Genomic DNA, 23,240 nt, shown 5'->3' on the forward strand with positions numbered 1-23,240 from the left:
CCCACTCAACGTCATGATTTTTGCTCATGTTGGTCAATCTGTTGTAGCTCTCGTAAACGGCTAGAATGAAGGTCTTGATTGTGTTGACGAGCCAACAGACTGTAAATAGTAGGTAAGACAAAAAGCGTAAAGAAGGTCCCGATCAACATACCACAGACAATTACAAGCCCTAGACCAAAGCGACTATGTGCACCAGCTCCTGTGGCAAAAAGGAGAGGAATCAACCCAAACACCATTGCCGCTGTGGTCATCAGAATTGGACGTAAACGAATTTGAGCAGCTTTTAAAATGGCCGCTCGCCGATCTAAACCTTCATGAACTTGTAATTCATTGGCAAACTCAACCATTAAAATACCATGCTTACTGATCAGTCCAATCAGTGTGACTAAACCAATCTGAGTGTAGATATTGACTGTGGCAAGTCCAAAAGCCAAGGGGATTAATGCGCCACAGATCGACAGCGGAACCGTAATTAAAATAATAAATGGATCCATTAGGCTTTCATATTGAGCGGCTAAAACCAGATAAATCACAATCAGCGCGGCTAAAAATGCAAACATCAAAGCGTTACCTTCCTGTACATACTGACGTGCATCGGCTTGCCAGTCGTAACTAAATCCAGTCGGTAATTCAGATGCAGCCTGTTTCAGAAAACTTAAAGCTTGACCTAAGGAAACCCCAGCGGCAGGGATTGCTTGAAAAGTTGCAGCATTTTGTTGATTAAATTGAGTGAGTTTATTGGGTTCTACCTGTTCACTTAGACTGACCACAGTCGATAAGGGAATCAGTGTACCTTGGTCGGTACGAATAAACTGTCGTGTCAGTGCTTGAGCTGTCAAACGTTGTGTATTGATGCTTTGAGGAATCACATCATAGGCACGACCTTGCATACTAAAACGATTGATATAATTCTCACCAACCAATGTCGCCAAGGCTTCACCGATATCTTGCATACGAATACCCAGACTATTGGCTTTGGCCCGGTCAACCTCGATTCGAATCACGGGGTTATTAAAGTCGAGATCACTGTCGACCACCACAAAAAGGCCACTTTCACGGGCTTTTTGCTTGATGTTCTGCATCGCCTGATAAATGGTTGAATAGTCTTGTGCACTACGTAACACCATTTGTACGGGTAAACCACCTGTTGAACCGGGAAGCGCAGGATTTTGGAATACAAAAATACTGCTGCCTTCTACATCACCAACTTTGGCTTGAAGTTGCTGTTGAATTTCATCCGCAGAATGCACTCGCTCAGACCATGTGGAAAGGGTTGTTCCACCAAAACTTGATGCAGGCCCATCTGTACCATTAATAATCCACGTGGTACTGGTTTCGGGGAAAGTCCAGAAGATTTCATCAAGTTTTTGATTAAAGTGTTCAGCATAATTGAGATTGGCATGTTGTGGTGCTTTGATGGCTGCCAATACACTGGCTTGATCTTCATTGGGCGCCAATTCTTTTTGAGGAAGTTGGTAAAGCAATGGAAGGCTAATAAAAATAGCGATCGCAAAAACCACAGTGATCCAACGATGATGTAAGGAAAAATTGAGCAATTTACTGTAAAGCTGAGTCAAATGTTCAAAGAAGCATTCGGCTGCTTTTGCCATTTTACCTTCCTGCTGTTTGGATTGAAGCAGAAATGAACTCATAACAGGAGATAGGGTTAAGGCAATAATCCCTGAAACCAAAACTGCGCCGGCTAAAGTAAAAGCAAATTCTTTAAATAAGGAACCAGTTAATCCACCCATTAAACCAATCGGAGCATACACTGCGGCCAGTGTAATGGTCATTGCAATTACAGGGCCTGCGACTTCTCGTGCCCCGATCAGAGCTGCTGCAACTGGGGATGATCCTTCTTCAATATGTCGATGGACATTTTCAACCACCACGATTGCATCATCTACAACCAAGCCTATGGCGAGTACCATGGCTAAAAGTGTGAGTAAATTGATACTAAAGCCACATAACAGCATTAAACCCAAGGCACCTAACATTGACAATGGAATTGTCACTACAGGAATCAAGACACTACGTAAAGAACCTAAACACAGATAGATCACAGCAATAACAATAATCAGCGCTTCGATAAAAGTATGTAAAACTTCATCAATAGAGGCATCAATAAAACGGGCTGTTTCATAGGCAAGATTGACTGTAACCCCCGGCGGTAAGGTTTTTTGGATCTCAGGCAATTTATCTTTAATTCCCTGTACGATCACCAAGGGGTTGCCTGTAGGCGTCGCTTGTAGACCGACAAAAATTGCAGGTTTACCATCCATAGAGGCACTTGTTTCTGTCGAAGCAGCACCAAGTTCAACTGTTGCCACATCTTGTAGACGAATTAGATTTTGAGCATCATTGCGTATCACCAGATTTTTAAAGTCCTGAATACTGGTGAGATCTGTGGAAACATTGACATTTGAAACCACCAATTCGCCTTTGACCTGACCCGGTGCGGCTTGATAGTTATTTTGACGGATCGCATTGGCGACATCGGCGGCAGTTACCCCACGACTGGCCAAACGATCTGCATCCAACCAAATCCGCATAGCCAAACGCTGACTACCATAGGTCTGTACCTTGGCAACGCCATCAATTGTAGACAGCATGGGCTCTACCACCCTAGACAAATAATCGGTTAATTCAGCCAAGGACAGTTGTTCGCTGGAAAATCCGATATAGGCAACATCGGTAGATTCACCTGAAGAACGTTCAATGACTGGATCAAATGCCTGTTCTGGTAGTTTGTAACGGACTTGATTAACCTTTGCCATCACCTCTGTTAAGGCTTGGGTTGAGTCTCGATTTAATTGCATGCGTAACGTTACAGCACTGCGACCCTGCACAGTAGAAGAACTGAGATAGTCGATGCCTTCCACCGAAGACACTGCTTGAGCAATGGGTTGGGTGACAAAACCTTGCATAAGTTCAGCAGATGCACCGGGATATTCTGTATTGATACTAATCGTTGAGGTTTCAAGTAAAGGATACTGTCGGATAGGCAGTTTATTTAGGGAAAACAAGCCTGCCAGCAAGATTAAGGTGCTGACGACCAAGGCCAATACTGGGCGTTTTACAAAAAGGTCAGTAAATTTCATTTGCTTATCTCCCTAGACTTTGGGCTTGATCGAGGAAGATTGGGGATGCTCAAGTGTATTTACGCTCGGTTCAACTTGCATACCATCACTTAATTTAAGTTGTCCTGATACAACAACTTGATCACCTGCTTTGAGCCCAGATTTGACCACAACTTTGGCTTGATGGCGCTCACCGAGCACTACCGCCACACGTTGAACAATCAGCTTGTTATGGTCTTGTTTTGCAAGGAAGACAGTATTGCCATAAGCCGTATAGGTAATTGCAGTTTCAGGAACGACCACGCTTGGGCGTTCAGATTCTTGGATGTCTAATTTGGCATACATGCCCGGTTTTAACTGTTGATCATGGTTATTTAAAATTGCTTGCCCCTGCACAGTTCGCGATGTTGTGATCATCGGTTCGATTGCACTTACCACAGCTGTAAAGGACTTTTCAGGAAATGCATCAATTTTGAGTTGTACAGATTGTCCGATTTTTAACCTCGATGCCAATTGTTCATCCAATGTGAAATTGGCAAGAATTTGTCGAAAGTCGACCAGATTAGCAATACCAGTGCCTGCCTCTAAATATTGTCCTTGATGCACTTGGCGTATTCCTATGACACCAGAAAAGGGGGCACGAATTGCTTTCTGTTTTATGCTGGCTTGTAGCTGTTGGATTTCTGCACGCGTCATATCTCGATCAGCCAATGCCGTATCCATTTCTGCCCGTGAAATCGCATGACTATCAATCAAAAGTTTGCTGCGGTGATAGGCCATTTCGGCTTGTTTCAATTTGGCTTGCAAGCGACCTAATTGAGCTTGTTCAACATCGGTATTGAGTTGAATCAGTATTTGACCTTGTTGAACAGCTTGTCCAGATTGGAAATAAATCTGTTTGATCATACCTGTTGTTTCTGTTGACACTTTGACTTGTCGGATTGCTTCCAACTCACCAATACTGGAAAGCACTTGTGGAATATTTTGTTCGACTACTGTACTCAAGGCCACTTTGACTGGAGGATAAGCGCCAGATTGATGCGTTTCACTTGAACGAGAATTTAAATAAAAATAGATTGCGACACCCACGAGAATTAAAGTGATCGCGATTAGAAAGAGCCATTTGTTATTTTTCATGCAACAACTCCAAGGTTACGGAGTTGTTGTCGAAAATGACTGGCAATGGTCAGCGCTAAAAGACCACCAATCACTGAAATATGTTCAAGTGCAAAGTAAAAGCGGATATTGGCTTGAATACCAGTCATGCTCCAAAAGTGATGCACAATCACAATTGTCAGTGCTAAAAATACGGAAAGAATCAGTGTGCCAAACCACATATGTCGCTCAAATAAAATACAATAGGCGCCCACAAGTAGAATCAACGCAGAAGCATAATTAAATAACCACGCAGGCTCTAGACCAGCCGCCTGCATTTCCAAAAATCCTGTTTCTACAGCAAGAATTTTACTAAGTCCTGAACTTAGAAATAGAAGCGCAAGACAACATCTGCTGATGGCCCACAGCCATTGGCTTTCTAAACTTAATTTAATGAAATATGGCATGAAAATATTTCCTGAAGAAATAAGACTGGATAATTAAAACCTTTAAAATGAATAGCTTGTTGTTATTCATAACAGCTGTGGCAAGCAGTCTAAAACCTCAAGTTATATTTAGGTCAATGGGCTTTGATCAGAAAATTTGTAGAGGGATAAGATTTTTACAATGGATTAAATTGGCGATAACGTTTTTTGTATTTTGAGTTGTAATGATGAAAAGCCATGGCAGCTAAGATCAATTGACAAATGTACTTTGCTGAATTATAAAACATCAAGTAATGTTGAGAAATATCAAAATGCAGGCAGAAGAAAAAATTGATTTTAATCGAATGATGACAGTAGGAGAGGTGGCTAAACGGAGTGGTGTAGCTGTTTCAACCTTGCATTTTTATGAGTCGAAAGGGCTAATTAAAAGTATCAGAACAAATGGAAATCAGCGTCGTTTTCCATCAATTGTCTTACGTTATATTGGAATTATTAAGGTTGCACAAAAAGTCGGAATTTCTCTGGAAGAAATTAAAAATGCATTAAGTGTTTATCCTATGGGAAGCAAATTAACCGCAGAACAATGGTCAGTGTTATCATCGCATTGGCGTAAGGATTTAGATGAGCGTATTCAAAAACTAACACGTTTAAGAGATGAAATGGATTGGTGTATCGGTTGTGGTTGTTTATCTCTAAAACAATGTCCTTTACGTAATCCAGAAGATATATTAAGACACCAAGGATCTGGTCCCCGTATTTTAGAGCGTGAATAAGAACCCAATATTAATATTGGATACGTTTGATATTTTAGCTTTTTATCTTGGGCTGTTGATCACTTATGTTTGGTGAAAAAACTCTAAGCACGCTTTCAAGCTTTTAATCAGTGCAAATGATCATTATCAATAATGATATTGAGCTAAAAAGGGCATATTCAAAACCTAGTCAGTGTTGTGTAAATAACCAGTAATAAATAGACAGGTCTGTATAGACAGTCCGCCTAACTTTTTAGTAGAATACATCACAATTTAAAATTAAATAATAATGCATGTCTAACAATATTTATGCTGCTTTGGAGCAGCTTGGCTTATCAGCACAAAAACGTGCGATTCACGTACAATTTTCTAATTCAGCGTTGAGCCAGCAAGTATTCCTACAACGTATCGATGGAATACATCAAATCAATGAGGGTGTTCGGCTCCAACTCATCTGTCTTGCAACGTCAGCAAGTATTCCTTTAAAAAGCTTTATTGGAACTCAAGCTGCGATTGATATCGTCACAGATAAATCCGAGTTAACCCGTATTTCAGGAATTGTGACCCAAGCCGATATTGGCGCATCTGATGGTTCTCTTACCATCTATCGTTTGACTGTAGAAGACCCAACAGCACTTTGGAAACACCGTAGAAACTCTCGAGTATTTATGAATAAGTCGGTTGTGGATGTGATCCAGACCGTATTCCAAGAATGGGCACAACGCAGTCCACTGTTTGCTTCAAGTCTGACATTGGACAAGAGTGGTTTAAGCAAAGACTATGATGTACGCCCATTCATTATGCAGGCATCTGAAAGCGACTTTGACTTCCTGACCCGTTTGATGAGAAGTGAAGGGATTAACTGGCTGATCGATGAAGCACAACTTAAAGTGTCGAGTTCAACAGAACAAATCCAAGCACAAAAGCTTCGTTTAATTGATGATAATTCGCAATTTAGTGCCTTAGAACGCCGTAATATTCGCTTCCATAGAAGCAGCGCCGTAGAAAAAACTGATTCAATTACCAATTTTATTGGTCAGCGTTCCATTCAACCGACTTCGGTACATATCCAGCGTTGGCAAGCTGATGTATTGGATATTGATGAAGGCGCTGGCAGTGTCCAAAGTAAACACAGCCATAGTGAAAATTATGACAATGCCAGTCTAGCTTTAGAACAAGCATGGCACTTTAGCCCTGCATGGATTCAAGACTTGAATGGTGAAGATGGCGCAACGCCATCGGGCAACAGTCAGATTGAAAAATTTAACCAAAACATCAGCAACTACTACGATTCACAAGCCAAACAATTTACAGCAACGTCAACAGTGCGCGATGCACATGTTGGCTATTGGTTTGAACTAAATGAACACCCTGAGATAGATCAACACTCAGGTGCAGACAAAGAATTTTTAATCACGGCTAAAAGCTTTTATAACCAAAATAACTTACCCAAAGATCTCACTGATCAAGTCACCGCTTTAGTCCAACAAAGCAATTGGCAAGCGACCCAAATCAGCAGCAACACGAGTGATGAACATCAAGCCAGCAATTTAACCATTCAACGTCGTAATATCAGCACGGTTCCAGCCTATAACCCATTACAACACCGACCGATTGCATCACCACAACGGGCCAAAGTAGTGGGGCCAAGTGGAGAAGAAATCCATGTTGATGAATGGGGACGTATTAAAGTTCGCTTCCTGTTTAGCCGTAATGAAGACAATACCCATGATGGCGGTGCGGGTTCTAATGACAACGATACAGATTCAGCTTGGGTCGATGTTCTAACTCCATGGGCAGGTGAAGGCTATGGGGCGCGATTCTTACCGAGAATAGGAGAGATTGTTGTTATTGATTTCTTTGATGGCAACATTGACCGTCCATTTGTGGTTGGGCGCATCCATGAAGCACAACGTCATCCAAGCAAGTTTGATGACAAAGGTAAACTGCCTGACACCAAGAAGCTGGCAGGAATAAAAAGTCGAGAGTATCAAGGCAGTGGTTACAATCAACTGAGGTTTGACGATACTACTGGCCAAATCAGCAGCCAGTTACAAAGTAGTCATGCCGCCAGCCAACTTAACTTGGGCAAACTGAGTCATCCTAAAGACAAAGCGGAAAGTGATGATCGTGGTGAAGGCTTTGAGCTGAGAACTGACCAATGGGGAGCACTTCGCGCAGGGCAAGGTTTACTGCTTTCGACCTATAAACAAGACCAAGCCAAAGGTGACCACCTTGATTCAGAGCTTGCCAAAAAGCAACTTGAAGGTAGCCAGACCAACAGTAAAGCCTTAAGCGATATTGCCAAGAATCAAAAGACGGATGAAATAGAATCGATTGAGCAACTCAAAGAATTTACGGAACAGCTCGAGCAAAAAATTGCTAAATTTAATAAAGCCTTGCTTTTATTAAGCTCACAAGATGGGATTGCCCTAAGTACTCCTGAAGACATTCATATCTCCGCAGATTCGCAGATCAATCAAATTGCAGGCGATAGCATCAACTTGAGTACGCAAAAGAATTTGATTGCACACGCGCAAAACAAACTCAGTTTATTTGCTGCACAAGGTGGCATTAAAGCCATTGCAGCGCAAAGTAAAGTTGAAATTCAAGCACAGTCAGATGCTTTAGATGTATTTGCCAAACTGGGAATTAACATTTCATCTACTGATGACAAAGTTGTGATTAGTAGTCCTAAAGAGGTTGTGATTACAGGTGGTTCATCGCAAATTGCACTGAATAATTCAGGAATTTTCCCAAAAACAGGTGGGAAGTTTGAGGTGAATGCTGGGCAGCATGTGTTTAAACCTGGAGCGCATATCAATGCTTCACAGCAATCATTGAAGTCAAATAATGCCAAAGGTGTGTTGGAGCTTTTCAATAGCTATATTCATGGTGAGGCGATAAAACAAGGGAAATTTAAAGTAGTTGATGTTAAGGGTAAAGAGTATCAAGGCGTGCTTGATGATAAAGGTTTTGCACGTGTTACAGGTATTGTTCCTGGCTCAGTTAAAGTATTTTTTGAGGGGGATCAAAGAGACCCTTGGGCTGAAACTAGCGATTTAAAAAGACAAGCTGAATGGCCAACAGCACAACAATTGCAAGGTTTTAATCCAGATATGATATTTAATTCAATTTCAAAAATGAAAAATACAAGATCAGATGTGTCTAAGGCATTTAGTAATGCTTCAAGTTTGGTAGCTAATCTTCATAAATTAAAAAAATAAGGAATAAAACATGGGTCTATTAGGCATGGTTCCTTCAAAGCCAGGAAACCAAACTCCAGAACAAAAACAAGCAATAGTAACATTAGCAAATAGTTTAAAAACACAAGTAGTGGTTGCCCCACTTCAAAGTATTGCACCTCAAGATATTGTATCAAGTCGAAATAGCATCAATGATTGGCTAAAACAAAATATTAGTCCTGATTTTGATTTAAATACTCTTGCTCAAGTTGCAGGCGTTATCCCTGTAGTAGGTAATATTATTGCTCTTGTTGATGTGGTCGAAGGTATTATCAATTTGGTTAACAATCCAAATCCAGCCATATTAGATTGGGTAGATCTTTGTATTAATTTGATTGGTGTTATTCCAGTCCCTCCAGGAATGAATACAGCTCGTATGACCCTAAGGCCGATGGTCATGGCGGCAAGAAATGCAGTATCTACAGGTAAAACAACTTTAGCTTTGGCTGTGGAAAGTGCAATACAAGCTAGTTTAAATGATGCTCTTGCGGGTCAAATACAACCTTTCGTAGATAAAGCGACAGGGCAAATTGATACTTTAATCAATGGCTGTTCGGATTATGCGATGAAAATATCTAATGATTTTTCATCGGGCTTAATCAATATTGCAAATGGTCAGGCTGTTAACCCTATAGCGATTGCAAATGCTCAAAAAGATGCACAGAAAAGTTTTAGCAAGGTGACTACAGGTAGTTTAATCCGAGATCCTAAAAATACCTTTGATAACTTGTTTAAAGCACTCACCTTATCTGCCTCAGCGCAAGTGGGACAAGTTGCAAATCAAGTTTTACAAAAAATCTTGGCAAGATTGGGGGCAGCCGGGAAAGCGGCGCTTTTAGCAGTTGCAACTAAAATAAAAACATTTGGTGCAAAAGCTGCTCAAGCAATTAAGGCAAAAGCAAAGACGTATCTATTAAAATTTATTGAAATATTAAAATCAGTATTAAAAAGAAGACCAAAAGGTGGTGCTGTAAAACCAAACACAACAACACAAGTTAAAAGCGTTACACCCGCGGCGCCTTTGGAAAGTAAATCAAAAGTTACAAAACCTAAAAAAGATCCAAATCCATGTAATTGTGGTGGGGCTGTCGCAAGTAAAAAAAGTATTAGTTTCATAACTGGTGTTGAATCTCTCACTCATCTTGATGCTGACATATTTTCAACAAGAGGAATTTTCCAAACTCGAAGCTACGCTTCTAATTTGGAAGGCTATGATAAGAGTGAGTTTGGTGCAAGATGGCTTACACCTTGGACACTGAAAATTTTTGTTGAAGATGACAAATTTTTATTTGTCGATGAGACAGGGCGAATTATCCATCTTCCTAAACTCGCTGAAAATACAACTTATTTATCTGTTGCTGAAAATTTGTATATTACCAATCTTGGTAATAGTTTGGTCATTGAGTATAAAAATAAGGAACAATATTTATTTGAAAAATATAAAGATCACTACATTCTGAAAGCAATTGTAAAACCTGATCAAAGCACCATACTTATTGGGCATGAAGAAGGTATATTAAATAAGATCGAGTTTTTTAATGATAAAAAACTGGACTGTTATATTGAATGCATAAAAAATTCAAATCAAAAAATTGAAAAGCTGATTCTCAACAAAGATGGTAAGCGCTCGGATATAGCAAGTTATTCTTATGATCAGCAAGGTGATTTAATACAGGCAACCACTCGAGATCATGCGAATTATCACTATTCTTATCATAAACATTTACTTACCCGTTATACGGACTTAACCAATCGAGCAATAAATCTAGAATGGGATGGTGAAACATATGAAGCCAGAGCATTTCATGAATGGGCAGATGACGGTAGCCAAGAATTATCTTTAGCATGGCTAGATGATAAGCGTTGTACCTTAGTAATTGATGGCGAGGGTAATGTAACTCAGTATCATTATGATATTGATGGTTATAATTATCGTATTGTTTACCCTGATGAACTAGAAGAATGGTTTATCCGTGATAGTAATTCAAAAATCACTCAGCACTTTACAACGACTGGCGAAGTCTATATTTATCGGTATAACGATCAGGGTGATTTATTAGAATCTATCAATCCCGATGGCAGTTCAGTCGAATATAAATATGAAAATGGTAATCCAGTAGAAATTAAAAATGCTGAAGGAGCTATCTGGAAAAATGAATATGATAATAAAGATCAGCTGATCAAAGAAATAGATCCCTTACAGCGTGAAACTTCATACAGTTATAGTGCTCAAGGATTACCGACCAGTATTATTGATGCCAAAGGTGGCTCGAAATCATTTAAATATGATGCACAGGGTAATTTACTCAGTTATCAGGATTGTTCAGGCAAAGAAACCAAATGGGGATATGATGAGCGTGGTCGGGTTAAGTTTGCCGAGAATGCATTAAAACAAAAAGTTGAATACTTTTATTCTGGATCAGGCCTTGAACAAAGAACGGCCATTATTAAAGGTGTTCCATTAAATGCTTTAGGGCAACTTGAAAAAATCAAACATGCTGATGGCACTGAAGAACATTTTGTACATGATGCCGAAGGGCGGTTACTTGCGCACCTTGATCCAAATCAACAACAAACCCGATACGAGTATGATGAGTCGGGTCTAATCACTGTGCGAACAGATGCATTAGGTCATAAGCTTAAGTACAAATGGGATCAGCTTGGTCGCCTGCAGAGGTTAATTAATGAAAATGGTGCAAGTTACCAGTTCTTCTATGACGTCATGGGGCGTTTGTTGAAAGAAATTGATTTCGATGGAAAAGAAACAGTCTATAAATACGATGACAGAACTAAACAACTGACAACCAGTATCGAAGTTGCATCTGCTTATGGTCAGGATTTAAAAGACCGTGTTGCACAGAAAGACAGGATACAGCAATTTGTATTTGACAGCATGGGACGACTTGAACAGCGTACTGCAGGTTATGGCTACGACTCTCATGAAGTTGAACAGCAACAAATAGAAGAGTTTGCCTATGACAGCAATGGGCAACTTGTCTTAGCAAGAAATGCAGACAGTGCTGCACACTGGTTCTATGATGCGGTTGGTAATCAAATCCGTGAACATCATCAGGATTTAAAAACCAATAAAACAGCCGTGTGGAAACATACTTACGATGAGCTGAATGTGCGGATTCAGACGATTCGACCTGATGGGCAAAATATCGACTGGCTCACTTATGGCAGTGGTCATGTTCAAAGCCTGATCTTGAATGGTGAAGATGTTGTTAGCTTTGAGCGTGATGATTTACACAGAGAAACCGCACGGCACTATGCCAATGGAATTAGCCAAGAACAGAAATATGATGATATTGGACGCTTAACACAGCAAAGAATTGTCAATGGTCATGAATTTGGTTATCAATCTCCTACCCAACAGCAAAATAATGCAATCAATGAAACCCAGCAACTGATTCAGCGTTTATATCAGTACAATAAAACAGGACAGCTCACAGGTATTCAAGATACACGTCGCGGGAATATTAACTACAAATATGACCCTGTAGGACGTTTATTGGACGCAACGAGCAAACTAGGCAAGGAAACATTCCGTTTTGACCCAGCCAACAATATTATCGACCCTTACAATATGGCTTCTGATAAGTCATCTAAGCAAAATACAGAAGAAGGACATTATGGCTATAACCGTCTGGTCAATAATGTCGTCAAAGAATATTTAGAACAACAATATCAGTATGATGAATTTGGGCAGCTCGTTCGACAAAAGAACGCTCAGGGTGATTTACATCTTGAGTGGGATGTATTTGGTCGAATGATCAAAAGCCGCAACAGCCAATACACAGCAGAATATCGTTATGATGCTTTAGGTCGTCGCATTCAAAAACATAGTAAACATCATCATACAGGTGCTGAACAGAATGTGTTTTATGGATGGGATGGAGATACAGTTGCTTTTGAATCTACTGAAGATTACACCAAACATTATATTTATGAAAAGGGCAGTTTTATTCCTTTAGTTCAAGCGGTTTATTTGGGTGAGGTAGAAGTACATCAAAGTGTAGATTGGAGTAATAAACCTTATAGCATTTATCGTGATCCGTTATGGAAAACCACCAAGAAAAGCAAAGGCTTTGATGATGTATGGTTCTACCATTGTGACCATTTGGGTACACCACAGGAAATGAGTGACCATACAGGTGCAATCATTTGGAAGGCGCAATATAAGGCATGGGGTGAGCTCGTGTCAGCAAAGCAACGCTTTGCACGAGCGCAAGACGAGAGCTATGCTCGAAGTGGTAAGTCTGAAAAAGCTAAATCCAGTTTCTTTGAAAACTCAGAAATTATTTCAAATAATATCCGTTTTCAAGGTCAATATTTTGATCAAGAGACAGGGTTGCATTACAACCGTTATCGGTATTATTCACCTTATGTGGGGCGGTTTGTAAGTAAAGATCCGATTGGATTGTTAGGGGGGAATAATTCTTATGCGTATGCACCTAACCCTGTAGCATGGATAGATAGTTTAGGTTTAAATAAAAAATTAACATTAAGTCAACAGCAGGACAGAGCAGTATTAGCAGCTAATAGGCTTAGAGCTCAGGAATTAGCTAAACCAGCTTCACAACGAGCACGAGTAGTAAATGCAATCGTAACTGAAGATGGTAATGTTTTAACAGGTATCAATAATAGAACGAATGTAACAGGGTATACTTTATTAGATAAAGCTCCAAATTCTGTTAAAAAAGCTTATGATGATGTTGAGTTAGGGGACAGAGGAAAAGGGCATGGGAATTGTGCGGAAGTCTGTTCTCTAGGGCAAGGGGTAAATTCCAAAAAAAGACTGAAACAGGCAGTCTCAGTAGCGATGCGTGTTGATAATGGTCAGTATATTCCTGCCTGTGGGTCATGTTCTGGAGCGTTAACAAGTTTTGAAGTTCTAGATGCTGTGAAATCAAATGGTAGATTGAGGTTTTAAATGAAGTTTCCACATCAAATTAGTTCTGAATTTTATGAGTTATTATATTTTGCAGGGTGGTATCCAGAAAGAGATATATTATTAGATAGCTTACCATTTGACTTGAAAGAATTTGAGCCTAATGTTGAATTATTTTTAAGGTCGCTATGGTATATTACTTTTGTAAAGAAAAAGTTCTATTTTAATAAGCCATTAGATGATATAGACTTACAAAATACGTATTATATATTTGGTGAAATAAGTACAAAACTAGCTAATTATGATTGCAGTGATGAGTTTAATGGTGAATATATAGAGTTATTAGGTGGTAATAAAAAATTAGTATGTTTTTGTACGAAAGCTGGGCGTGATGTTTTAATTGATATAGATGGGCGAATCTATGAAGTACCTGATTCTGGAGATCTTTATTATTTAGGTGGAAGTTTTTATGAAGGGCTTTATAATCTCATATATAATCAAGGGGTAAGTTATATAGCATTAGGAAATGGTATTTTTCTTAATGAAAAAACACAAGAAAAATATCATATTAATGATATTTAATTGTTTTTGAAAATAGACCTAAAAATATATTTTTGTCTGTTTTAAAAATACTAACTGAATGGCTTTGTTGCATAAAAGCTATCATTAAAGGCTTATTCAGTAATATTATTTATAAATGAATAAGCCTTTCCCCCCAAAATAAAGAACCTTAAATAGAAAACTTATAACAATTCCAAATTAATTTTCATTTTGTTCAATCCATTGAACCAAATCATAAATTTTTTCAGCGACTTCAACTCCTTTATTTTCAGATAAAGAATATTCTACATGTGGCGGAATAATTGGATATTCCTTACGAATCACAAAACCATCATTTTCCAAATCACGTAAAGTTTGAGTCAACATTTTTTCACTGATGCCATCAATTCTACGTCTTAACTCACTAAAACGATGTGTTCCTCTTCTTAAACAGAACATGACCAAAACGCCCCAACGATTGGTTAAATGCATAAGCTTAACCCGAGAGGGGCAATTCTTTGACAACACATTTGCGGCTAAACAAGATTCATCAGTATTCATAAACTTTCCACGACTAAAAAACACTTACTTTTTTGTAAGTACTTACAAAAAGTAAGTTTATTATTTACTATAACAAATATCAGCAAAACTGTGTGGCTTTTCACATATTTTGAATCATATATTTATAGATGAGAGTTAATTTATGGCTTCTCCAATTCTACACTGGATTATCGACCCGATCTGCGGCTGGAGTTATGGTGCATTGCCTTTAATTAATGCAGTCGAAGAAAAATTTCCAAATCTACAACGTCTACATTTTGGTGGACTTTATAGTGAAGATCATCAACCACAAATGACAGCAGCAATGCGAACACAGATCATTCACTATGATGAACAAATCCATCAACTCACAGGTGTTGATTTTGGTGATGATTATAAAAATGGTTTGCTTAAAGACAGCACACTGATCATGAACTCTATCCCTGCAACTCATGCTTTACTGAGTATTCAGCAGGGGTTAGGGCATAGCGCGATGATATCGTTATTAAATTTAATACAACAGGGCTACTATCAAAAAGGTCTAAATGTCACACAATATAGTGTGCTGGCGCAATTTGCTGTCGAGTTAGGACTGCATAATGACCAATGGTCAAAATATTTAGATGCGATCGATCAAGATCAACAAGATGAATATATTCAGCATGCACGCCAATTATTATCCCATGTTCGAGGACAAGGTTTTCCAACATTGGTGTATGAAAATCAACATGGTGAAATGGGCAAAATACCGCTTCATGGTTTTTATAATAAATCAGAGGATTTTGTACGTTTTCTAGATCAACAACTACTTAAATCTTAATTTAATTCCAAAGAGAGCCAACAATATGAAATTATTTTTAAAAACACTTCTTGCAAGTTCAGTGATGTTGAGTGCTTCTGCATTTGCAGCAGAGTTAAGCTATAAAGTTTATAACCCACAAGCACAAGGCATTTTTCCAGTTACATCTACACTTATTTCGGGTGAAAAAGATGCAGTGCTGGTCGATGCGCAATTCAGTGTTAACGATGCAAAGAACTTGGTTAAAATCATTCAAGACAGCGGTAAAAACCTTAAATATATTGTGATTACAGCGGGTGATCCAGATTTTTATTTTGGTTTAGAGCCACTGGTTCAAGCATTTCCAGATGCAAAAGTGATTGCAACCCCAGAAGTTGTTAAACATATTGAAGCAACCAAAGAAGGCAAGTTTGCTTATTGGGGACCTATCTTAAAAAATGGTGCGCCATCTCAAGTGATTGTACCGAGTGCTAGTGAAGATAAAACAATTGTGCTAGAAGGTGAAAAAATTGAGATCAAATCACCGGGTAAATATGCATCTTATCTATGGGTTCCAAGCAATCGTACAATTCTAGGTGGTGTAGGTTTATCTTCAGGAATTCATCTGTGGACAGCAGATGCACAAACTGAAAAAGAACGTAACGAATGGCGAAAAACGCTAAAACAAATGAATCGTTTAAACCCGCGTGCAGTGATTCCTGGACATTATATTGGTGATATTCCAACAGGAACTCAAGCAATCGACTTTACTTATCAATATCTTGTGGATGTTGATCAAGTTTTAAAAGATCATAAAGATTCAGCATCAGTGATTGCTGCTTTAAAAGAAAAATACCCGAACTTGGCTGAAGAAAGTTCTTTGGAGTTAAGCTCTAAAGTGTTGACGGGTGAGATGGAATGGAAATAATTTAACAATGACCTATTGTTTTAAATTCATGAACTTCGTCATTGTTTGTGAACGAGGATAATCGGTTAATCTAATCAGGTGAAACTTAATCTAAGATCACGGTTAAGTTTCATCATTGAAGCCATTGATTTTTTCTAAGCGGAATTTTGAGTTTCAAAGTCTAATACACAATCAACATTTAAAAAATCTCTCACAGTATTTCATTTCATCTCTACGTTGTATTTCTGTATCGAGCGTGAGTATGGATCGTAGAAAATATAAAACTTTCTTAAAATTTAATTAAATAAAAATCAGATACTTAATTTTAATAAAACAGGGTTTATTGGCAGCGATAGCGTGATTAAAATTGAATTCAGCATATGTTTTAAAAATGTAGGAATAGGGGTTTTCCCTCATTCAAAAATCTTTTTAGGGCAGAATATACTGTGCATGTTGAATATATCCTCTATAAGAACGCTTGGAGTAAAAAATGACTGAATTAAGTAAAATACCTACACCAGATACTGCTGAAGATAATGCATTTTTTCCATCCCCTTATTCTTTAAGCCAGTACACCGCATCGAAAACAGATTATGACGGTACGACTTATCCCAAGCCATATCGTGGCGACAAAAAAATTCTGATGATTGCAACGGATGAGCGCTATATCCTGATGCAGAACGGTAAATTCTTTTCTACAGGAAATCATCCAGTTGAAATGTTACTTCCGGTATTTCATTTAGACAATGCAGGCTTTGAGTTTGATATTGCAACGCTCTCAGGCAATCCTGCCAAGTTGGAAATGTGGGCGATGCCGAATGAAGATAAAGTGGTTTTAGATACTTATGCAAAGTATGCTGAAAAACTTAAAAACCCGTTAAAGCTTGATGATATTTTGGACGAGATCATTGCTGGAAACTCGCCATATGCAGGGGTTTTCATTCCCGGTGGTCATGGTGTACTCGCGAAAATTCCTGAAAGTAAAAGTGTAAAAAAAGTTTTAGAATGGGCGATAAACAATGATAAATATGTGATTACACTGTGTCATGGACCCGCAGCTTTACTTGCCGCAGCCGTCGATGAAAAACCAGAAAACTATATATTTAAAGATTATGAAATTTGTGTATTTCCTGACTTTTTAGATAAAGGCGCAAATATTGAAATTGGTTATATGCCAGGACCATTACAATGGTTGGTGGGTGAAAACCTCGATAAATTAGGCGTTAAAATCCTAAATAAAGGTATCACAGGGCAGGTCCATAAAGACCGAAAACTTCTGACTGGAGACAGTCCTTTGGCATCGCATAATTTAGGTAAGTTAGCCGCTGAAACCTTATTGGCTGATCCTGAATTGGTATAAGCATCAATCAAGAGGTTGTTTCTATTTAGACGCAATTTTTTATCTCAATATTGGAGATCTAGAGGCGATCTGCTGCTGATCTCCAATATTTTAGTTTTAAGTGTTCAGTTTAGTGAGAAGACGGCTTTATGAGACTTGCAAGCAATCAATTGGCCGATTTATTGTTTCAGACCGTTCACCAATTGAGACAAGCACGGGACCTCGAAAGTCTATTTAAAATTCTGGTGGGATTTGCTGCTCAGCTAAATTTTGATCGGATTATTGTATGTAGTGTTTCACCTCAAAACCAACATGAATGGATTGATGAAGTTTTCTTTGTCCATGGCAATTGGGTCGATCGAAGCAATATCGAAGAGCGTGAAGTTTATTTACGCCGCTGCCCAATCACCAAGCATATTTTTGAATACGATGAAGCCTTTTTTTGGGCAAAGAGCTCGCATAAAAAAACTGCAAAAGAAACCTATCGGATTATCAAAAGCCCTCTGCATCTTGGTGAGGTCAATGGAATACAAGTGCCCGTATTTGGTCGAACAGGTTTAGAGGGTGCAATTTCATTTGCGGGTGAGATTTCGGATATGGGTGCTGATTTTAAACTCACAGTACAGATGGTTTGTAATATTGCCTTTGGTGAAATTTTACATAAACAAAAGCATAGAATTGCGCATAAAAAAATACTGACCAAACGTGAAAAAGAGGTTTTAAAATGGGCAGCAGTGGGTCAAAAGCATTTTGAGATTGCCGACATTTTAAAAATTTCAGAGAGAACTGTTGAAAATCATTTACGCAGTATAAGAAAGCGCTTAGGAGTAAAATCTACTGCTCAAGCAATTGCTTCTGCCATCATTAGTAGAGAAATTGAATTATAAAGCAGCCCAATGTTTACGACTTTTAAACATTCAGGTTTAGCCAAAAGCGCAGCGATTCTTTTACGAAGCATAGCGTGAGCATTGAGATTTTAAGCCCCCCCTCAAAAAAAGAAGAAAAGAAATAAAATAATAATGATCGCCAAATAAAAACCAGAAGGACTTCTTATTTGGCGTGTATGTGTAGAAAATTTGGTTAGTCTTCACTATACCCAAATTGAAGTAATTAGATTTATCAATGCTTAAAAATAAATAAATTTTGAAATTTTATCAGCATACTCAACCACATTTTGAGAAATTTCACCTCTAAATAAATCTTCTGTATAGGTGCTCAATGGGCAGCTTACAGATAATATGGCAGCAATTTCTTGAGTTGCCTGACTATAAATCGGTGCAGCACTGGCAGCCATATCAGTATTAAAATGCCCCCAACTGATCATAAAATCCTGACTGCGGACATAGTTTAAACGTTCTAATAAACTCGCCAAATCACGTGGTGTACGATCAGAATAGACTTTCCAATCGGTAAAATGTTCATAGCGTTTAATCACTTCAGCCTCAGAAAGGCGAGATAAAATTAATTGTCCAATTACGGTGGCATGGGCATGCCAACGTGTACCAATATGCACATTACTGGTAAATGAACCAATAGATTGGGCATTGCTGATAAAGACAATATCGGTGCCTTCTAAAATCGAAAGATGCACAGCGATTTTAATTTTATCGCGTAATTCACGCATGATGGGGCTAGCCAGATCAGTCAGCGATGATTTGGATAAGCTGTTAAAACCAAGTTCCATCACGTTGCTGTTCAGTGCATAAGTCTTTTGCGACATTTTTCTTAAATAACCACAAAACTCTAAAGTGTGGATTAAACGAAAAGCACTCGAACGGTTTACATCTAATTTTTCTGCGATTTCAGAAATGGTCATTTCCTGATGCTGTTGATCAAATAATTTTAAAATGGCTAAGCCACGCACCAAACCCGGTACTAAATAACGCTCATCATTATTGGGTTCAGCATTTTGCTCCAAGAGAGCATCATTTATTAAGTTCATTGCCAAGTTGCCCTATGTTTATTTTGCAATTCCTGCACATGGAATACCACTATAGTAATCATCAATTTTTCTAATCTCAATGTTTATATATAAAACATTTTTTTGATTAAGAAACATCTAAAATTATAACTTTTTATTAATTCATTGAAAAACATAAAAATATAGTATTTGACAAGCAAAATGATCAAAGCTTATTCTATTCATTGTGTTTTAAATGCTAAATTAAGTTTTATATATAAAACAAATAAGGATGCAAAAATGAGTTGGATCTCAGTTTGTCAGCAAGATGACATTACCGAAGACGAGCCGAAAGCCATAGAAGTCGAGGGTAAGAAAATTGGTGTTTTTTTTATCGATGACAATTATTTTGCGATCGAGAATGTTTGCCCACATGCCTTTGCGTTGCTAACAGAAGGCTTTATTGAAGATCAAACCGTGGAATGCCCATTACATGAGGCAATTTTTGATATTCAAACAGGTGAGCTAAAGAGTGGACCGGGATGTCGTGATTTGTGTACTTATCCCGTACGTGTTGAAGGGCAGGACGTTCAAATTCAACTATAAGTCTTATTTATAAGGATGGAATCTCATGAAAACATTTAATGAGAAGCTAGCGAACTGGATTCATGCCACGCCAGCGACCGAAGCAGGGATCAACAATATTCAAATACCTGGACAGCCAGAACTTCTGGTTTGGCAAACACGCTATAAAGTGCCAACAGTCTATGAGCAGGATTTTGTTCAACATTTAATTCAAGCCTTTTCTTCAGGCGTAACAGAACTTACTGATTTGGTTCAATCTTTAAATCAACAAGGTTTTCGTTGCGAGTCTGGTGAACTTTGGACTTCTGAAACATTTTCTGAAGAAATGCAACGTTTAGGTTATTGATTCAAGGAAGAACAGTGATGAATGCAGCAGTAACAGTGACTCCGAGTGTTGAGGAGTATTTAGATTTAGGTTTACGTGATCAATGGCATCCGGTACTGGCAAGTTGGGAAGTCGCAGCCAATCCTGTGGGTATTACCCGTTTAGGTGAAAATATCGTGGTTTGGCGTGATGACCAAGGTCAGGTGCATGCTTTAGAAGATCGTTGTCCGCACCGTGGTGCGCGTCTTTCTTTAGGTTGGAACTTAGGTAATCGCGTGGCATGTTGGTATCACGGCGTTGAAGTTCGCCATGATGGCAAGGTTGAAGATGTACCCGCAGTACATGAATGCCCAATGAAAGGCACAACCTGTGTGAAAAGCTACCCAGTGATTGAGCAACATGGTGCAATTTTCCTGTGGTTTGGCATTGATCCAAATGAAGTCGCTAAACCACTTGATTTTCCTGAACAATTGGCGAGTGAGGAATGGAGTTCATTCCTATGCCAAGCGGATTGGAAGGTCAATCATCAATATGCGATTGATAATGTAATGGATCCAATGCATGGCACCTATTTGCATTGTACCTCGCACTCAATGGCGGATGGTGAGCGTACTGCAGAAATGAAACACCGCTCAACTGAAAATGGTTTTGTCTTCGAAAAAGAAGGGCAAACAGGGGTCAATTTTGACTGGGTTGAATATGCCAATACTGGTGCAAGTTGGTTGCGTCTTTCGATTCCTTATCGTAAAGATTTTGGTCCAGGCGGTGAGTTTTGGATTGTGGGTTATGCCACACCGATTGATGCTCAAAATACCCGTGTTTTCTTCTGGCGTTGTCGTAAAGTCAGTGGTTGGCAACGTAATGTTTGGCGTTTTCTTTATCGCAATCATTTAGAAAAACTGCATTGGGATGTCTTGGAACAAGATCGAATTATTTTAGAAAATCTTGCGCCAAACGCACGTCAACATGAATTCCTCTATCAACATGATGTCGGTTTATCGCGCTTACGCCGTTTAATGAAAAAAGAAGCGGAAAAGCAGTTAAAGAAAATTGCGAGCTTGAATAGCTCAAACCGTATTGAAATGCAGGAACAAGTTCATGGTTAATGTCGCATTGTTGCAGGGCAAGAAAGTCTTTGTTACAGGCGCAGCAAGAGGCTTGGGACGAGACTTTGCACAGGCCATTGCCGAAGCAGGTGCTCAAGTGGTCATGGCGGATATCTTGACAGATCTTGTGCAACAAGAAGCAGCAGTATTGCAGGCACAGGGTCTACAGGTGACTGCGGTCACGATTGACTTGGCTGATGCTGATTCGATTCAACAGGCTGTTCAGCAAGCAGCTGAACATTTAGCTGGAATAGATGGTTTGGTGAATTGCGCTGCACTTGCGACCAATGTGGGTGGTAAAAGCTTGATGGATTATGACGCCGATCTATGGGACCGGGTCATGAACATCAATGTCAAAGGGACGTGGTTGGTCACCAAAGCATGTGTGCCATATCTCAAGCAGTCTGATGCAGGCAAGGTAATTAATGTGGCATCGGATACGGCTTTATGGGGCGCACCTAACTTGATGGCTTATGTTGCAAGTAAAGGTGCTTTGCTGGCAATGACCCGTTCGATGGCAAGAGAGTTAGGGCCATTTAATATTTGTATCAATACGCTTTCTCCAGGATTGACGCTGGTTGAAGCAACAGAATATGTACCGCAAGATCGTCATGATTTATATGTAAATGGTCGTGCGATTCAACGTCAGCAGTTACCACAGGATCTGAACGGAACAGCACTTTATTTACTTTCGGATTTGTCCTCATTTGTGACTGGACAGAATATTCCCGTAAATGGTGGTTTTGTCTTTAATTAAGGAATTGTTTCATGATTACAGGGATTGAGATTTTAAAGTTTGGCGTTGAGGATCGGGCTGCTTCAAATAAATTTTTGGCAGATTTTGGTTTAAAGCTAAGCCAATCAGATATTGAGGGTACGGATCTTTATCAAACCCAGAACGGCAGTAAAATTTATTTATTTGATTGTGATGATCCGCGTCTACCACAGGCCATCGAGTCAGGCTCAACTTTACGTGAAGTGACTTGGGGCTTGGATGATGCAGCACAGGATTTGGCTGATTTAGCGACTCGCCTGAAAGATGTAGATGGTTATCAAGCCACGGCTGACATGCTGCAATGCTTAGACCCAAATGGGATGACCATTCGCTTTCAAGCCAGCTTTACCCAAGAGCTACCTGCGTTAAAAACAGAAGGGATTAATCAATACGGCAGTATCACTCGTGTCAATGCAGCCAGTCCAGTGTATGAAAAAGGGCAACCTGTTGCGATTGGACATGTCGTGTTCTTTACCCCAGATTTAGAAAAAACAGAATCGTTCTATATCGAAAAGCTCGGTTTCTTCTTATCGGATGCTTATCGTAATCGTGGTGCTTTTTTACGTTGTCGTGGCAAAGGCTATCACCATGATTTGTTTTTGCTTTCGGTACCCAATAAACCTGCTGGACTCAATCATGTCGCCTTTGTGGTGCGTGATATTCATGAAGTGATTGGCGGTGGCTTAAACATGAACCGTTCTGAATGGTCTACTTTTATTGGTCCAGGTCGTCATCCAATTTCTTCGGCTTACTTCTGGTATGTCAACTCACCTTTGGGTGGTGCATTTGAATACTACACCAATGATGATTATTTGACGGAAGAATGGCAACCACGTGTTGAAGAACATTGTTTAGAACTCTTTACTGAGTGGGCGGTTGAAGGTGGTTTAGATGACCATACTCGTCGCCAAGTCAAACCTGTATAAGCAGTTG

The 23,240-nt window shown here is 39.2% G+C and carries 18 protein-coding genes; 13 read left to right on the forward strand and 5 right to left on the reverse strand.

What is annotated here, in order from left to right; genetic code table 11:
* Nucleotides 1–11: 11 nt before the first annotated feature.
* From L3V46_RS04995 to L3V46_RS05005, 3 genes are read right to left on the reverse strand one after another with little or no spacing between them, the layout of a single operon-like run.
* Complete coding sequence (locus L3V46_RS04995) at nt 12–3,101, reverse strand: MexW/MexI family multidrug efflux RND transporter permease subunit (RefSeq protein ID WP_239045093.1); 3,090 nt, start codon at nt 3,099–3,101, stop codon at nt 12–14.
* Nucleotides 3,102–3,113: 12 nt separating this feature from the next.
* Nucleotides 3,114–4,217 (reverse strand): efflux RND transporter periplasmic adaptor subunit, encoded by a 1,104-nt coding sequence (locus L3V46_RS05000; protein WP_239045094.1) that lies wholly within the window; start codon nt 4,215–4,217, stop codon nt 3,114–3,116.
* Nucleotides 4,214–4,642, reverse strand: a complete 429-nt coding sequence (locus L3V46_RS05005) for a DoxX family protein (RefSeq protein WP_239045095.1) — start codon at nt 4,640–4,642, stop codon at nt 4,214–4,216. The genes L3V46_RS05000 and L3V46_RS05005 overlap by 4 nt, the downstream gene beginning before the upstream one ends.
* Before the next feature lie 290 nt (nt 4,643–4,932).
* Here L3V46_RS05005 and soxR point away from each other — a divergent pair, with 290 nt between their 5' ends.
* From soxR to L3V46_RS05025, 4 genes are all read left to right on the forward strand, one after another.
* Nucleotides 4,933–5,394, forward strand: a complete 462-nt coding sequence (gene soxR, locus L3V46_RS05010; RefSeq protein WP_151957730.1) for a redox-sensitive transcriptional activator SoxR — start codon at nt 4,933–4,935, stop codon at nt 5,392–5,394.
* A 272-nt stretch (nt 5,395–5,666) separates the two neighbouring features.
* The gene (locus L3V46_RS05015) at nt 5,667–8,600 is read left to right on the forward strand and encodes a type VI secretion system Vgr family protein (RefSeq protein ID WP_239045096.1); all 2,934 of its coding nucleotides are present in this window, start codon (nt 5,667–5,669) and stop codon (nt 8,598–8,600) included.
* Between the two features lie 10 nt (nt 8,601–8,610).
* Complete coding sequence (locus L3V46_RS05020) at nt 8,611–13,554, forward strand: RHS repeat-associated core domain-containing protein (RefSeq protein WP_239045097.1); 4,944 nt, start codon at nt 8,611–8,613, stop codon at nt 13,552–13,554.
* The gene (locus tag L3V46_RS05025) at nt 13,555–14,094 is read left to right on the forward strand and encodes an SUKH-3 domain-containing protein (RefSeq protein WP_151802862.1); all 540 of its coding nucleotides are present in this window, start codon (nt 13,555–13,557) and stop codon (nt 14,092–14,094) included. It abuts the gene before it with no gap.
* A 177-nt stretch (nt 14,095–14,271) separates the two neighbouring features.
* Here L3V46_RS05025 and L3V46_RS05030 read toward each other — a convergent pair whose 3' ends face one another.
* Nucleotides 14,272–14,613 carry a helix-turn-helix domain-containing protein gene (locus L3V46_RS05030; RefSeq protein WP_004717650.1) on the reverse strand — a complete coding sequence of 114 codons (342 nt, stop codon included), beginning with the start codon at nt 14,611–14,613 and terminating at the stop codon, nt 14,272–14,274.
* Between the two features lie 142 nt (nt 14,614–14,755).
* On the opposite strand from L3V46_RS05030, the gene L3V46_RS05035 reads away from it, so the two are divergent.
* From L3V46_RS05035 to L3V46_RS05050, 4 genes are all read left to right on the forward strand, one after another.
* Entirely contained in the window at nt 14,756–15,412 is a 657-nt protein-coding gene (locus tag L3V46_RS05035) for a DsbA family protein (protein ID WP_239045098.1), read from the forward strand.
* A gap of 25 nt (nt 15,413–15,437) precedes the next feature.
* Nucleotides 15,438–16,298: a Vmh family MBL fold metallo-hydrolase gene (locus tag L3V46_RS05040; protein WP_096734909.1), complete on the forward strand. Its 861-nt coding sequence runs from the start codon at nt 15,438–15,440 to the stop codon at nt 16,296–16,298.
* 469 nt (nt 16,299–16,767) lie between these two features.
* Nucleotides 16,768–17,637 carry a glyoxalase III HchA gene (hchA, locus tag L3V46_RS05045; protein ID WP_004823466.1) on the forward strand — a complete coding sequence of 290 codons (870 nt, stop codon included), beginning with the start codon at nt 16,768–16,770 and terminating at the stop codon, nt 17,635–17,637.
* Between the two features lie 128 nt (nt 17,638–17,765).
* Nucleotides 17,766–18,503, forward strand: coding sequence for a PA1136 family autoinducer-binding transcriptional regulator (locus tag L3V46_RS05050; RefSeq protein WP_004823465.1), 738 nt, complete (start codon nt 17,766–17,768; stop codon nt 18,501–18,503).
* A gap of 239 nt (nt 18,504–18,742) precedes the next feature.
* Here L3V46_RS05050 and L3V46_RS05055 read toward each other — a convergent pair whose 3' ends face one another.
* Entirely contained in the window at nt 18,743–19,558 is an 816-nt protein-coding gene (locus L3V46_RS05055; protein ID WP_239045099.1) for an IclR family transcriptional regulator, read from the reverse strand.
* 258 nt (nt 19,559–19,816) lie between these two features.
* Between L3V46_RS05055 and L3V46_RS05060 the strand changes: the two genes are divergently transcribed.
* Genes L3V46_RS05060 through L3V46_RS05080 form a run of 5 tightly spaced genes read left to right on the forward strand, consistent with a single transcriptional unit; the run spans nt 19,817 to nt 23,233 of the window.
* A complete protein-coding gene (locus tag L3V46_RS05060) occupies nt 19,817–20,122 on the forward strand; it encodes a non-heme iron oxygenase ferredoxin subunit (protein ID WP_034615827.1) in 306 nt (101 codons plus the stop codon).
* 25 nt (nt 20,123–20,147) lie between these two features.
* Nucleotides 20,148–20,447 carry a recombinase-like helix-turn-helix domain-containing protein gene (locus L3V46_RS05065; protein ID WP_004823462.1) on the forward strand — a complete coding sequence of 100 codons (300 nt, stop codon included), beginning with the start codon at nt 20,148–20,150 and terminating at the stop codon, nt 20,445–20,447.
* Between the two features lie 17 nt (nt 20,448–20,464).
* Nucleotides 20,465–21,532: an aromatic ring-hydroxylating dioxygenase subunit alpha gene (locus L3V46_RS05070; protein ID WP_239045100.1), complete on the forward strand. Its 1,068-nt coding sequence runs from the start codon at nt 20,465–20,467 to the stop codon at nt 21,530–21,532.
* Nucleotides 21,525–22,289 (forward strand): SDR family oxidoreductase, encoded by a 765-nt coding sequence (locus L3V46_RS05075; RefSeq protein WP_239045101.1) that lies wholly within the window; start codon nt 21,525–21,527, stop codon nt 22,287–22,289. Before L3V46_RS05070 ends, L3V46_RS05075 begins: the two co-directional genes overlap by 8 nt.
* Nucleotides 22,290–22,300: 11 nt before the next feature.
* Nucleotides 22,301–23,233, forward strand: a complete 933-nt coding sequence (locus L3V46_RS05080) for a VOC family protein (RefSeq protein ID WP_239045102.1) — start codon at nt 22,301–22,303, stop codon at nt 23,231–23,233.
* Nucleotides 23,234–23,240 lie beyond the last annotated feature (7 nt).

Origin of the sequence: Acinetobacter sp. AG3 (assembly GCF_022343575.1) — a bacterium.
Classification (GTDB): Bacteria; Pseudomonadota; Gammaproteobacteria; order Pseudomonadales; family Moraxellaceae; genus Acinetobacter; species Acinetobacter guillouiae.

Bases quoted from the DNA above. Each gene is read 5' to 3' on its own strand.
- L3V46_RS05075 (WP_239045101.1), top strand. From the start codon at position 21,525: ATGGTTAATGTCGCATTGTTGCAGGGCAAGAAAGTCTTTGTTACAGGC.
- soxR (WP_151957730.1), top strand. From the start codon at position 4,933: ATGCAGGCAGAAGAAAAAATTGATTTTAATCGAATGATGACAGTAGGA.
- L3V46_RS05080 (WP_239045102.1), top strand. From the start codon at position 22,301: ATGATTACAGGGATTGAGATTTTAAAGTTTGGCGTTGAGGATCGGGCT.
- L3V46_RS05015 (WP_239045096.1), top strand. From the start codon at position 5,667: ATGTCTAACAATATTTATGCTGCTTTGGAGCAGCTTGGCTTATCAGCA.
- L3V46_RS05035 (WP_239045098.1), top strand. From the start codon at position 14,756: ATGGCTTCTCCAATTCTACACTGGATTATCGACCCGATCTGCGGCTGG.
- L3V46_RS04995 (WP_239045093.1), bottom strand. From the start codon at position 3,101: ATGAAATTTACTGACCTTTTTGTAAAACGCCCAGTATTGGCCTTGGTC.
- L3V46_RS05065 (WP_004823462.1), top strand. From the start codon at position 20,148: ATGAAAACATTTAATGAGAAGCTAGCGAACTGGATTCATGCCACGCCA.
- L3V46_RS05040 (WP_096734909.1), top strand. From the start codon at position 15,438: ATGAAATTATTTTTAAAAACACTTCTTGCAAGTTCAGTGATGTTGAGT.
- L3V46_RS05070 (WP_239045100.1), top strand. From the start codon at position 20,465: ATGAATGCAGCAGTAACAGTGACTCCGAGTGTTGAGGAGTATTTAGAT.
- L3V46_RS05005 (WP_239045095.1), bottom strand. From the start codon at position 4,642: ATGCCATATTTCATTAAATTAAGTTTAGAAAGCCAATGGCTGTGGGCC.
- hchA (WP_004823466.1), top strand. From the start codon at position 16,768: ATGACTGAATTAAGTAAAATACCTACACCAGATACTGCTGAAGATAAT.
- L3V46_RS05055 (WP_239045099.1), bottom strand. From the start codon at position 19,558: ATGAACTTAATAAATGATGCTCTCTTGGAGCAAAATGCTGAACCCAAT.
- L3V46_RS05030 (WP_004717650.1), bottom strand. From the start codon at position 14,613: ATGAATACTGATGAATCTTGTTTAGCCGCAAATGTGTTGTCAAAGAAT.
- L3V46_RS05000 (WP_239045094.1), bottom strand. From the start codon at position 4,217: ATGAAAAATAACAAATGGCTCTTTCTAATCGCGATCACTTTAATTCTC.
- L3V46_RS05050 (WP_004823465.1), top strand. From the start codon at position 17,766: ATGAGACTTGCAAGCAATCAATTGGCCGATTTATTGTTTCAGACCGTT.
- L3V46_RS05060 (WP_034615827.1), top strand. From the start codon at position 19,817: ATGAGTTGGATCTCAGTTTGTCAGCAAGATGACATTACCGAAGACGAG.
- L3V46_RS05025 (WP_151802862.1), top strand. From the start codon at position 13,555: ATGAAGTTTCCACATCAAATTAGTTCTGAATTTTATGAGTTATTATAT.
- L3V46_RS05020 (WP_239045097.1), top strand. From the start codon at position 8,611: ATGGGTCTATTAGGCATGGTTCCTTCAAAGCCAGGAAACCAAACTCCA.